Consider the following 12,660-nt stretch of genomic DNA (forward strand, 5'->3'; position numbering starts at 1 on the left):
CTCCCCTCACTGGCCGTAGGGATCGGCTGCGTCGCGCAATCCGTCACCGATGAAGTTGAAGGCAAGGACGACGAGCACGACGGCAACGCCGGGGGCGAGAAGCCAGGGCGCAAGCGAGATGCTGCGCAGGTTCTGCGCGTCCTGCAACAGCACACCCCAGCTGACAACAGGCGGGCGAAGGCCAAGACCGAGGAAACTGAGCGCCGTTTCGCCAAGGATCATTTCCGGCACCGCAAGTGTCAGCGCCGCAATGATATAGCTCGTCATCGCCGGCAGCATGTGTTTGGTCACGATGCGATATTCGGAGGCGCCGGCAAGGCGGGCGGCCAGCACGTAATCCTCGGTCTTCAGCGAAAAGAAGCGGCCGCGCACGACACGGGCGAGATGCGTCCAGCCGATGAGCGACAGGATGATGGTGATGAGCACGTAGACGAAAAGCGGATCCCAGGCGATGGGAAGCGCTGCGGCAAGCCCCATCCAGAGCGGGATTGTCGGGATGGAGCGGATGAACTCCATCAGCCGCTGGATGCCGGCATCGAGCCAGCCGCCGTAATAACCGGAGATTGCCCCGAGCGTCAGGCCGAGCACGAAGGAGAAGGCAACTCCGATCAGGCCGGCAGACAGCGTAACGCGCGCGCCATGCAGAAGACGGGTGAAGAGATCGCGACCGAGCGAATCCGTGCCGAGAAGGTTGATCTGCTGGCGCTTGTCATCCACGCCGAAGATATGCGTCTTCGTCTCAACGAGGCCGAGCAGGCGATAGCTTTCCCCCTCCACAAAAAAGCGGATCGGCAGCACCTTGGCGCGATCTTCCACGTAAACGACGCGGGCGGTATCGAGATCGCGGGTGCGTTTTATGGCGTAGATGAAGGGCCGCTGCACCTGGCCGTCATGGATGATGCGCACGACGCTTGGCGGCGCAAACGTGTTCAGCTTGTTGAAGCTGAAGGGCAGATAGGGCGAAACGAAATCGGCAAAGATGGCAAGCACCGTCAGCACGATCATGAAGCCGAGCGAAACCACCGCCAGCCGATGTTTGCGAAACCGCCACCAGATCAGCGTCCAGGGTTTTGCGGTGTAGAGGTTTTCCTCCCGCGCCATTTCCTTCGGTGCAAGCGGCGGTGAAGGGGCAAGGGTGGCGGCACTTTCGAAGGTCTGGATATCGGTCATGGGTGCCTCACGAGAACCGGATGCGCGGGTCAGACAGCGCAAGGAGGATGTCGGACAACACCGTGCCGATGACGGTGAAGACGCTGAGAATGAGAATGAAGCTGCCGGCAAGATACATGTCCTGCATCTTCAGCGCCTGCAGCAGAAGCGGCCCTGTCGTTGGCAGGTTCAAAACGACGGCGGTGATGACATCGCCGGAAAACAGCGCCGGCAGCGCCCAGCCGACCGTGGAAATGAACGGGTTGAGCGCCACGCGCACCGGATAACGCCACACCACTGTGCGCTCCCCAAACCCTTGCGCATAGGCGGTTTCCACGTAAGGCTTGCGCAACTCGTCCAGCATGTTCGCCCGCATCACACGGATGAGGCCCGCCGCACCGCCGGTTGCCAGCACCACGAGCGGGATCCACACATGCGACAGCATGTTGATCGTCTTGGCGACGCCCCAGGGCTGACCCTCGAACTGCGGCGAGATCAACCCGCCGACATCAAGGTTCATCCAGATGAAGGCGACCCACATCAGGATCAGCGCCAGAAGGAAATCCGGCACGCCTTTTCCGAGAAAGCCGAAGACCGTGAAAATGTAGTCGAAGGCCGAATACTGCCGGGTGGCGGAATAGACGCCGACGGGAATGGCGATGATCCAGGTGAAGACGAGGCTAACGGAAGACAGGATGAGGGTGAGCCCCAGCCGTTCCCAGATGAGGGAACTCACCGGCGCGTTCCATTCCAGCGAGCGGCCAAAATCCCCGTAGAAGACGATGTTGGAAATCCACCGCCAGTATTGCACCAGCAAGGGGTCGTTCAGACCATATTGCTCGCGCATCAGCGCTTCCTGCACATCCGTGATGTATTCACCGCCATTGCGCAGCTGCGCCACATAGGCGGTGACGAAATCGCCCGGCGGCAGCTGGATGATCAGGAAGGAGATGAACGAGACGAAGGCGAGCGTGGGAATGGCCCACATCGAACGCCGGATAATGTAACCTAGCATGGTGTCTCCTCCGCTTTGTCAGCGGCACAGTTCTACCTCTGCAAAGGCAAGATGCCTTTGCCGTCACGCGCGATGCCGGAAGGAACCGGCTCTGGAGTTGGAAGTTGACCCGGCCCCAGCGCGTCTCCGGCAGGAGACGGACGGGAGCCGGGTGCAAAAAACTACTGCTTCATCCACATCTGCTGCGTCTGGCCGATGCCGATGCCGCGGGTGATGTCATCCTCGATGAGGCCTTCGCGGAAGTTCATGAAACTGGTCTTCACCACCGAAATCGCCGGCATTTCCCCGACAACGCCGATCACCCAGCCTTGCGTGACGAAGGTCTTGATGAGATCGGTCAGCGCCGTATCGGCAGCTTCCCGGTTGGTGGCCTTGGCAGCCTTGTCCCAATCGGCAAACACGCGGCGGATGGGGTGATCGGCCGGCGGCTCGATGCCGGAAGCACCGCCTGTGGAGTACCAGATGTAATACTGGTTGGCGTAGCTGTCATTGCCCATCATGATGCGCGGATCGGCGGCGACCACCGAAAGACGGTCAAAGGGATACCACTGCATCTGGAAATCATTGTTGTCGCGGCTTGCATCCCACTGGGTGCGGTCGATCAGACGCGGCAGAAGTTCGATGCCGACCTGCTTGTAGCCATCAGCAACGATTTCCATGGTCTTTGGACCATTGGCATGCTGCATTTCAACGACGATGGAGAGCCGCTTGCCATCGGGGCGAAGCCGGAAGCCGGCGCTGTCGCGCTTGTCGAGCCCGATCCCATCCAGCAACTGGTTGGCCTTGTCAGGATCGAACTCTGCCCAATGGGTTTCCAGTTCCGGATCGAAGTTCGGCGAACCGGTGACGGGTGAGGCCTGACGCGCTTCAGCAAGGCCCGAAAACACCAGCTCGTTCACCGTCTCGCGGTCCACGGCAATGCTCAGCGCCTGGCGGAATTCCGCCTTCTCGTAGAGGCCGCGCAGCACCTCGTCCTTGACGTTGAGGTTCGGCACCAGCGACCAGGTCTGCGCCTGCGTCCACCGCTTGACCTTGTAGTGACCCTTTTCCTCGTTTTCCTTGTAGAAGGTAAAATCCTGCGGTTCGACATAACGCATCTGCATGTCGATCTGGCCCTGCACGATCATCAGGTTGAAGGCCTCCTGCTCGCTGAACAGGCGGTGCGAGATGCGGTCGATATAGGGCAGCTGGTTGCCGGCCTGATCCACGGCGTAATAATAGGGATTGCGCACCATGGTGACGACATCGGCCGGTGCCGGCTTTTCGATCTTCCAGGCGGTTACGACAGGCAGATCCGGGTTTTGCCACCAGGCGGTTGCCGCGCCCTTGGAACCCCAGAGATCCTGCCATTTGGCAACGCCGAACTTGGCAGTGGCCGCCTGCAGCTGTTCCGGCGTCGCATAATGGTTGTTGAACTGCTTCAGGTAATGTTTTGGAAAAATGAAGCTGGGGCGATCAAGGCTCGGCTCGCCGGTGGAATCCTTGGCAAGGATTTCGAGGAAATAGACGTAAGGTTCGTCGAATTTCACCTTGAACGTCTGTTTGTCGACCACTTCCAGCTTCATCGGCTTGCCGCCGGGTGCCAGCGTCTGGTCGACAGCCTTCAGGAGATCGCGGTTGAGGAAGACGTCATTGTACCAGAACTCGACATCTTCAGTCGTCACCGGCTCGCCGTCAGACCATTTCAGGCCCTTCAGAAGCGTGAAGGTGAATTCGCGCGAATCTTCGCTCACCGAATAGGACGAGATGAAACCCGGTACCAGATCGAGCTTGCCTTCGGCATTTTGTGACCATTTCAGCACGCGCTCTTCCATGAGCTTGGTCGGGCCCCAGCGGTCACCCGGGCCCTTGAAGGCGCGCTGCCAGGTTCCGCCATACTGGCCAACCTCGACAGCCTTGATAACGGTTGGCTTTTCCGGCAGGCGCTGCTCCACGGGCGGCAGCTTTCCGGCCTTCACCTGCTCAGTGAGCATCGGTGATTCCTGGAATGCAAAAGCCGAACCGGCAAGACACGTTGCCAGAAGTGCTGCGGCATATTTAGTGAAAATATTTTTATGAAGCATTGTGCTATCCTCCCAGATTAGCAAAAATGAAGCGCCATCCCCTCCATAATCCCCGGATTAAGCGCGTGAAGGGACGATCTTGTATCAAGAGCCAAAAATCAAGTTAAAAAATATTTTCACGCCCTATCGTGAAATGCGGATATTCCCGCCGCTTTCCCGCTCGATCAGCTGGCAGCCCAGCTCGATGCGGCAGGCGGGGTGGGTCACGCCCATCACGGACAAGCGGTTCTCAAGGATCTGGATCGTGGAGGAGGCGAGCGCATCGAGCGGCACCCTGACCGTCGTCAGCGTCGGCATGGTCAACTCGCCGGGCGCCACGCCGTCGAAGCCCACCACGGCAATATCCTTCGGTATGGCAAAGCCTTGCGCCTGCAATTCCATCAATGCGCCAATCGCCAGATTATCGGCCGCACAGAAGACGGCGGTAAACCCATCGAGCCCGCCCCGCTCCGTGACAAAATTGCGCAGGGCCTCGCGGGCCTGATCGGGCTCATAGCCGCGGGCATAGAGCACCTCGCCCAGGTCGCGCGGCAGGTCGCGCTCGGCATAGGCATCATAAAAGCCATCGACACGGCGCATGATGGTGGAGCGCCCGCGCCAGGTGAGATGCAGGATACGGCGATGGCCGTGCGACAGAAGCCATTCGGTGGCAAGGCGGGCACCATAACGGTTGGCCGGGGCGACCGTATCCACGCTCATCGTCGGGTCTTCACCGTTCAAAAGCACAACGGCAAGATCAGCCGCCGCAAGGGCGCGCAAAAGTTTTGGATTGTCGTCAAAGACCAGCGCCACGCCTTCCGCCGCCACGGCCCGCGCACCGGCGATAATCTCGGCGGCATTCAGTTCCGGCGAACCGTTATGCGCCACCACCCGGATGCCGCGCCGCTCGCATTCGCGCGACAGTGCCGTCAGCAGCGTCCAGGAGACGAGATTGATATCATTGTGCGGCAGGTTGCCGGGGGGCACGGCGAGATAAAGCGTGGTGAGCGACGCAATCGCCCCCTTCTGCTGGCGTTTGGCTAGATAGCCCAGCCGCCGGGCAACCTCCAGAACGCGGCTGCGGACCTCCTGCGAAATCGGAGCAGTGCCGTTCAGCACATGCGAGACGGTGCTGAGCGCAACGCCTGCTTCGCGGGAAATATCCTTGATGCCGATTTTGCGCTCCGGCCGCCTGTCCAGGGTCAAGATCTGCTACTCCGCGTAAAATGGATTGGTGAAAAGCCGTGGCTCACGACCATGCCAGATTTCGTAGCGGATGAAACGCCCGGAAAAGGGTCGCTCCACCGTCATGGCGGCTTCGGTCGCCGCGATGGTTTCCACCGTGCCGGCCTCCGTCACCCGGCGGATCTCGTCGCCTGTCACGAGCCCCGAAAAGGTAACGCCGGTTGCAGCACCCGCCGGCACCTGCGTGCCAAACATCGGCAGTTCATCCGCACTCGGCACAGCCATGGTTTCATCCGGGGAAAAGCTGACGACGTTGCGCCCCGCGCGCACTGCTTTCAGGATATCGCGGATGGAGGCGCTGTCTGAAAAGAGCCGGTTTGCCGGGCGCCCGTGACGGCGCCGGTTCTTCAGGTGAAAATCGCTGCCGCCGGTTGCCGGAATGCGGCGCCCGGACGCCAGCAATTCCTGCCAGAAAGCCAGCCCCTCCTCGTTCATCACCGACCAGTTGCCGTTCCAGATCTCATAGGCATCGAAGGCGACATCAAAGCCGGATTGCCAACGCCCGCCGGCCGAATTCTGGAAGGGATGGTTGATGACGATGGTGGCACCCTTGGCCCGCGCTTCCGCCATCTTGTCGGCGACATCCTGCGGTGAGCGGCAGCGCCAGTCTTCGACCGGACGCGCGAGGCCGAGAAAATTGGTGTGGCCGTAAAAGGATGTCAGCTCCATCGCCGGGATTACGAGAATATCCGGATCATCCGGCCGGATGATGTTTTGCGAGACCGTGTTGTGATCGGTAATCGCCATGAAATCCAGCCGCGATGCGCGCGCCCGGTGGATGGCATCGAGCACCGTCACCCCACCGTCTGAATGTTCCGAATGGCTGTGCAGCTCGCCGGCAAGCCAGCGCGGGCGCTTGGCAATCAGCCGGATCTGCAGGTCCACCTTGCAGGCCGGGCCGATTTTCACGATACCGAGCACCACATGCCAGGCGCCTTCCAGCGGCCCCAGATCATAACCCGGCGTGGCGCGATCTTCCTCGAGCGTGATATGGCCGCGCTCGGAGCCCGTCCAGCCACGCATGCGCCCGTTGTGGGCAACACCGAGATCGATGACGCTGCCACCCCCGCCAAAGGGAAAGTGATAACTCACCTCGATGCGCTCGATATCAGGCCCCACCGCAAAAGGGATCTCGATGAAGGACTTTTCGCCCTCGGGGAAACTGTCGATGACGTGGGTGAAGGTCTGGTTGCCATAGCTCATAAGGTCAGCCCTTCAGCTTGAGCGTGATGATTTCGAACGGCTTGAACGCCAGTTCGAGGTGGTGGCCGTCAAGGGCAAGTGGCGTTGCCCCCTCCTCCATGAGATCAACGAGTTCCACGGAGCGAATCGACGGATCAAGCGCGATGCGGCCAAGGCAGCGGATGCCTGAGACTTCAAACAGACGCACGATCATGCCATCGCCCGCCTCGGCGCGCTTGATGGCTTCCACCGCAAGGCCCGGTGTCTCCACGGCAAGAAGGGAACCGGCCGTTTTGCCGGCACCGGCAGAACCGGACAGGATGCGCAGCGGCAGATTGAAGTCCTCGGCCGCCACGTGAACGGCGCGCTTGTCTGCGTCATGCAGGAAAATCGCGTAACGCAACCGGTGCTCGCCCTGATCGGCCTCTGCCCACGGATAGGTCGGCGAGCGCAGCAGCGTCAGGCGAAGATCAGAACCCTTGGCGTCATAGCCATATTTGCAATCGTTCAGCAGCGCGACGCCGAAATCGGCTTCGCTCACATCCACCCAGCGCTGCATGGAGCATTCGAACCGGGCGCGATCCCAGGATGTGTTGCGGTGACTTGCCCGGCGCACATGGCCGAACTGGATTTCCGCATCCACATGCGCGGTGTTGAGCGCCAGCGGAAAAGCAGTTTTTACCAGCGTATTGTGTTCGTGCCAGTCGATGAAGCAATCGACCTCCATCTGCCGGGCACCCGCTTCCAGCGACACGACCTGCACGATGCTTGACGCCTCGTAACGCCATTCAAAGCGGATCGCGGCGCGCAGCGGCCCCGTCTCCACCACTTCGGCCCGCACCAGATCGTCGATCTCGAAGAACTGGTCCTCGAAATCGGCATCGATATCCCAGGCATCATATTGCGCCGGCATGTCGCGAAACGCCTGCACGCGGTTGCCAAGCCCGCCGTCTGCGAGGATCTCCCGGCCGGAGTGGCGATCGAGCAGCGAAATGATGCGGCCGGCCTCGTCAAAACGCACCGAAAGCGCCTCGTTTTCCAGATGGTGCTCCGATACCGAAAGTGTAGAAACCGCAGCACTTCTTCGGCAGTCGCCGAGATCGCTGAAGGCAAGTGGCTTCACATCGGCAACAGCCACGGCAAAACTGCTCGTGCCGTCGGCGCGAAGAAGCTTCTGGCTATCAGCCGTTTCAATGCCCGGCGCGTTAAGCGCCAGACCGGCGCGAGGCCGACCGGTGGCGTTGAAGATCGTTGCGCCGCCTTCAGAGAGCAGCTTTTTCAGGAGATCCGTCTTCAAACCTTCTGCTTGCGCAAAGAAGGCCGCATAATCTCGGTCACTGTCCTCATAGACCGCCCCGATAGACGAGCCCGGCAGAATATCGTGGAACTGGTTCAGCATGACGATATCCCAGAGCCTGCGGATTTCGTCCGCCGGATAGGCTTGGCCACCCTGCCGTTCGGCAAGCACCGAAAGCATCTCGATCTCGCGCAGGGCAAGCTCGGCCAGCCGGTTTGCGCGCTTGTTCTTGGCAACCGAGGTCAGCGTGCCCCGGTGAAATTCCGCGTAAAGCTCGCCCACCCAGACGGGATAATTTTGCGGCTCCGCCCGCATGCGCCCGATCAGCCGTTCGAAGAACGGCCGCATCGTTTCGTGGCTCACCTTCGGGCAGCCGGGAATACCGCGTTCCATGCGGCGGATGTTCTGCAGCATCTCGCGCGTCGGCCCGCCGCCGCCATCGCCGTGGCCATAGACGAGAAACAGTTCGGAATTCAGCGCTTGCTGGCCATGGCGGCGCCATGTGCCCATCACATGCGTGGGCTTCAGGTTCGGGCAATAGGTCGTGCCAAGGCTGGTGGAATCATAGGGCTGGGTCGTCAGGAAATAGGCGACGACCTTCGTGCCATCGATGCCCTGCCAGAACATCGTCTCATCCGGCATGCGGTTGGTGTCGTTCCAGGAGAGTTTGTGCGTCACAAAGCTGTCGAGCCCGGATTTTTCCATCAACTGCGGCAGAGATGCGGAATACCCAAACGTATCCGGCAGCCAGATCATGCGCGGGCGCACGCCAAAAGTTTTGACGTGGTAATCGACGCCATAGAGAATGTGGCGCACCAGCGCCTCGCCGCCGGCAATATTGACATCCGGCTCCAGCCACAGCGCGCCCTCGATCTCGAAACGCCCGGTTTTCACCTCGGCCTCGATACGCTGGAAAAGCTCCGGATAATCCTCGTTCAGATAGTCCAGCAGCACGCATTGATTATACATGAAGCGGTAATCGGGAAAATCTTCCATCAGCGACAGTGCCGTTGCCATGGAACGCGCCATCTTCTGGCGTGTCTCGCGCACCCGCCACAGCCAGGCGACATCGATATGGGTGTGGCCAGTGGCAACGACGGTCGGCTTTTCCTCGAAATCCTGCGCATCGTAGATCGGCTGTGCCGCCATCCGCGCCTTTTCGAGCGAGGCGCGGAAGCGGACCTCGTTGCCCGGCCGCAGGTCGATCAGATCGACAGCTTTTTCCACATGGTTCAGAATGAAGTGCCGGCGCGGATCATCCACCGCCAGAAGCCTGGCCACATCGAGCGGCACGCGCAGGTCGTAATAGAGGTCGTCCACCTCCAGGTCATGGACCTGCAGCGCGCAGCCGAACCCCAGCTGGCGCCGGTCCTCGATGGTGCCGGCTTCGATCAGGATATCAAAGCTGTCGCCGGCCTTTGCCTCATGCGTCAGCAGGAATTGCCGGTGGTTGCCATCGACGCCCTGGCGGATTGCACCATTGACGCGCACCAGGCATTGCGGATCGCTGCGGCCCATGACGCTGCCGAAGGCGGCCTCGACATGAACGACGACGCGCAACCCTTCCACCTCTGCCGGCAGTGTAATGCGCCCGCCAAACCAGTAATAGCCATCCGGTTCGCCCCAGACGAGATCACGGTTCACCGGCGTCCAGCCTTTGCGGTCGCTCGCCACCATCGCGGCGCGGTCATCCGCTGCCGCCGGCGCATAAACCAGCGGCACGTCCACACCGAGCGGCAGGAAAATCCGCTCCTGCAGGCGCGAAAGCAGATGATCAAGCTTGCGGATACGTTTCATCGGCATAGCCCCTCCTCAAAGGCCAGGATGGATGGTCTTCGGGGGACGTCAGGACCAGATGCGCGGCTCGCCGTCGCGCACGTCGATTGCCTCTTCATTCCATCCATCCGGCAGCGGCGACGGGCGCGAAAACTGGACATCATCAAGGGTAAGGGCTTCGACATTCATCGAAAACAGCGCCGGCATGCCGCCCGGATAAGGCACAAGCCCGATCACATCGCCGTTCTCATCCTTGATCCAGGCATTGGCCCGGCCCGCCGCGTCCGGCGATGGGGCCAGATCGAAATGCGTCGGGCGCACATCGTATTTGCGCCCGTGATATGGCCCGGCGACCTGCTTGATGGCCATGCGCGTGAAGCTGATATCGCTGATGCCGGCGCCACCATCGGCCACAAGATTGACCGCCCCCTCCATCGTGCCCTCGATATCCTCGAACACGATGTTTTCGACGCGCCCGGCCGGTTTTTCCGCCCGCCGATCCACGATGTTGACGGTGATAGCCTCGCCCGAGCCCCAGAACCCGTCCGGCGTCTCATGCGCATCCAGCCGGATGCGCTGGCTGACGATATTGCGAATGCGGCCGCCATCGCGTGAAAACAGGCCAATGGCGCGGTTGGAGTGCCGGATCTCGCAATCGCGGAAGGTAACGTTTTCCACGTCGCCATGGGTTTCCGTGCCGATCTTCAGGGCGCAGCTGCGGCTTTCCACCCGGCACTGTTCCACCAGAATATCGCGGCAGACGCCGACCGCCTTGCCATCCGGCCCGGCGCTGGTTTTCAACACCACGCCGTCATCTGCGGTCGCAATATCGCAGTCGCGAATGGTGACGCCCTGGCAGCTATCGATGACGATGCCGTCGGTGTTCGGCATCTCGCGGTCGTTGTCAATTGACAATCGCTCCACGCGCACCTGCCGGCAGGCGATCAGGTGGATCGTCCACATCGGCGAAGACCGGACGGAAAAGCCCTCGAGCACAATGTCGTCGCAACCCTCCAGCACCAGCACGCGCGGACGGATTGCCGCTGGAATATGCGTCCCCATATCCTCCAGTCGTCCGACGATGAAATCGGCGCCCGGCGCCTCGATCGAGCCTTCGCCGGAAAGGCGGATGCCGGAGGCGTTTTTGGCCACCATCATCGCAATATCGGAGGATTCCGCGATCACATCGACGCGGTTTTGCGCATAGGCTGCGACATCGCTGGAAAAGCGCAGGATGGCGCCGGCTTTCAGGTGCAGATCAAGTCCCGCCGGCAGCCGAAGAGCGGCACAATGATAGATGCCGGGACCCAGCACAAGCTGCGTTCGAGAGGCGGCAGAAACCTCCATCGCACCCTGCAAAGCCTGCGTGCAATCATCGCCCCCATTAGGGAAAATATTTTCATGAATAGTCAAGGTGAACGCCTCCCGCCTTCGCTCTTTTCCATTAAGGGGGAGTTTTAGCGTGATATTTTCAGCTGACAAGCACAAACAGACGGAAACGGGATGGATTTTTCCCAATATCGCGAAAAGAAAGGAATGAAATAGTTTTCACATTTTTCCTATTTCCGGCAAGCAAGACAGAAATGGAGCGTTTTCACATCTGTGCCGGCCGTACAATCTCAGCCGCCGGGCGGACAAAGCTGCGGCGGCCGGCCTTGAAGCCCATGAGCGGGGTGGCAAGACCGCCAAAGGCCTCCGTCTCCTCATCGGCATCGAGCACCACGAGATCCGCCCAGCTACCCGGCAAAAGGCCGTAATCCGCAATGCCCATCAGGCGTGCCGCGGACGTGGTGATGAGATCGAGACAGGCGGCAAACCCCTCCGGCCCGATTTGCAAAATATTGGCGTAGAGATTGGCCATGCGCAAAAGCGAGGCATCGCCATAGGGGGTAAACGGGTTCAGCACATTGTTGGTGGCGACGGAACATGTGATGCCGCGCGCCGCCAGCACATGCACGGGTGCAACGCCGCGCATCGCCCGGCGCCCAGCATCGCGGCCATTCAGGTAAAGGTCGGTGGAGGGAAGCGCCGTTACAGCAACGCCGCAGGAAGACAGCAAGGCCACGTGGCGCTCGAACGCCGCCTCGTCCATCGCTGCAAGTTTTGTGGCATGGCCAACCGCCACGCGTCCCTGCCAGCCGGCCTTTTCCGTGCGCCGGCAGATTTCCTCCAGATGCGACCAGGAGGGATCAAGGTCGAAATCGAGGTGAAAATCGAGATCGATATTGTGGGCCACCGCCATGGCAAACAGCGTTTCCATCTGCGCCGAAGGGATCGTGTCGGTATAGGGGCAACCGCCGAGAAGATCGGCGCCATCAGACAGCGCCTCTTCCAGCAGGTCTTGGCAGCCGGGATCATTGGTAAGCCCCTCCTGCGGAAAAACGCAGATGGAAAGATCGAGCGCAAAGGCATAATCGCGCTTCAGCCGTTTCATGGCCTCAAAACTGCGCAGGCCCGCGCGCGGATCGACCTCCACATGGGTGCGCATGTGCATGGTGCCCGCAGTGATCGCCTTTTCGATGACGCGGGCGCCGCGTGCATAAACATCTTCGACGGTAAAATCCCGCTTGAGGTGGGATACCGCTGCAATCGCCCCCTTCAAGCCATCGCCGACATCCAGGCAGCGACAGATGAGGCAGGCCTTGTCGAGATGAATATGTGTATCGACAAAACCCGGCAGGAGAAGCCGCCCACCGAGATCTTCCTCCTCGCCCCCCGTCTCGCCGGGTTGCAGCCCGATGCAGGCAATCCGGCCTTTGACGATGCCGATATCCACCGGTGCGCTGCCACCACGCAAAAGGGCATTGCGCAGCACGAGGTCATAACCCGGCCTTTCCTTGCCGCTGCGAGACGTGTCGTCAAAATGAGAGGTCACCACGCTTGCAACTCCCGGCGCGTTTTGCTTAAGCTCAAACTGTATGCACTTTTAACCAGAACTGACAACAGGGAGCCCC

At 60.7% G+C, this 12,660-nt stretch carries 8 protein-coding genes; all 8 read right to left on the bottom strand.

What is annotated here, in order from left to right; translation table 11 throughout:
* Window positions 1–6 precede the first annotated feature (6 nt).
* The 8 genes from AC4CWH_RS26115 to AC4CWH_RS26150 all read right to left on the bottom strand — a co-directional run bounded on the left by AC4CWH_RS26115 (window position 7) and on the right by AC4CWH_RS26150 (window position 12,584).
* Entirely contained in the window at window positions 7–1,101 is a 1,095-nt protein-coding gene (locus AC4CWH_RS26115; protein WP_491322542.1) for an ABC transporter permease, read from the bottom strand.
* 76 nt (window positions 1,102–1,177) lie between these two features.
* Complete coding sequence (locus AC4CWH_RS26120) at window positions 1,178–2,164, bottom strand: ABC transporter permease (RefSeq protein WP_491322420.1); 987 nt, start codon at window positions 2,162–2,164, stop codon at window positions 1,178–1,180.
* A 161-nt stretch (window positions 2,165–2,325) separates the two neighbouring features.
* The gene (locus AC4CWH_RS26125; protein WP_491322421.1) at window positions 2,326–4,137 is read right to left on the bottom strand and encodes an ABC transporter substrate-binding protein; all 1,812 of its coding nucleotides are present in this window, start codon (window positions 4,135–4,137) and stop codon (window positions 2,326–2,328) included.
* Window positions 4,138–4,350: 213 nt separating this feature from the next.
* Window positions 4,351–5,412: a LacI family DNA-binding transcriptional regulator gene (locus AC4CWH_RS26130; protein WP_491322422.1), complete on the bottom strand. Its 1,062-nt coding sequence runs from the start codon at window positions 5,410–5,412 to the stop codon at window positions 4,351–4,353.
* A 6-nt stretch (window positions 5,413–5,418) separates the two neighbouring features.
* The gene (locus AC4CWH_RS26135) at window positions 5,419–6,654 is read right to left on the bottom strand and encodes a CehA/McbA family metallohydrolase (RefSeq protein WP_491322423.1); all 1,236 of its coding nucleotides are present in this window, start codon (window positions 6,652–6,654) and stop codon (window positions 5,419–5,421) included.
* A 4-nt stretch (window positions 6,655–6,658) separates the two neighbouring features.
* Window positions 6,659–9,733 (bottom strand): alpha-mannosidase, encoded by a 3,075-nt coding sequence (locus tag AC4CWH_RS26140; RefSeq protein ID WP_491322424.1) that lies wholly within the window; start codon window positions 9,731–9,733, stop codon window positions 6,659–6,661.
* 42 nt (window positions 9,734–9,775) lie between these two features.
* Window positions 9,776–11,053, bottom strand: coding sequence for a polygalacturonase PglB (gene pglB, locus AC4CWH_RS26145; protein WP_491322425.1), 1,278 nt, complete (start codon window positions 11,051–11,053; stop codon window positions 9,776–9,778).
* A gap of 247 nt (window positions 11,054–11,300) precedes the next feature.
* Window positions 11,301–12,584 carry an amidohydrolase family protein gene (locus AC4CWH_RS26150; protein WP_491322426.1) on the bottom strand — a complete coding sequence of 428 codons (1,284 nt, stop codon included), beginning with the start codon at window positions 12,582–12,584 and terminating at the stop codon, window positions 11,301–11,303.
* Window positions 12,585–12,660: the final 76 nt, after the last annotated feature.

It is taken from the genome of Neorhizobium sp. PAMB6716 (assembly GCF_058242805.1).

Excerpts from the sequence above, each read along its gene's own strand:
- AC4CWH_RS26115 (WP_491322542.1), bottom strand. The coding sequence starts at position 1,101 with ATGGCGCGGGAGGAAAACCTCTACACCGCAAAACCCTGGACGCTGATC.
- AC4CWH_RS26120 (WP_491322420.1), bottom strand. The coding sequence starts at position 2,164 with ATGCTAGGTTACATTATCCGGCGTTCGATGTGGGCCATTCCCACGCTC.
- AC4CWH_RS26125 (WP_491322421.1), bottom strand. The coding sequence starts at position 4,137 with ATGCTCACTGAGCAGGTGAAGGCCGGAAAGCTGCCGCCCGTGGAGCAG.
- AC4CWH_RS26135 (WP_491322423.1), bottom strand. The coding sequence starts at position 6,654 with ATGAGCTATGGCAACCAGACCTTCACCCACGTCATCGACAGTTTCCCC.
- AC4CWH_RS26140 (WP_491322424.1), bottom strand. The coding sequence starts at position 9,733 with ATGCCGATGAAACGTATCCGCAAGCTTGATCATCTGCTTTCGCGCCTG.
- pglB (WP_491322425.1), bottom strand. The coding sequence starts at position 11,053 with ATGGAGGTTTCTGCCGCCTCTCGAACGCAGCTTGTGCTGGGTCCCGGC.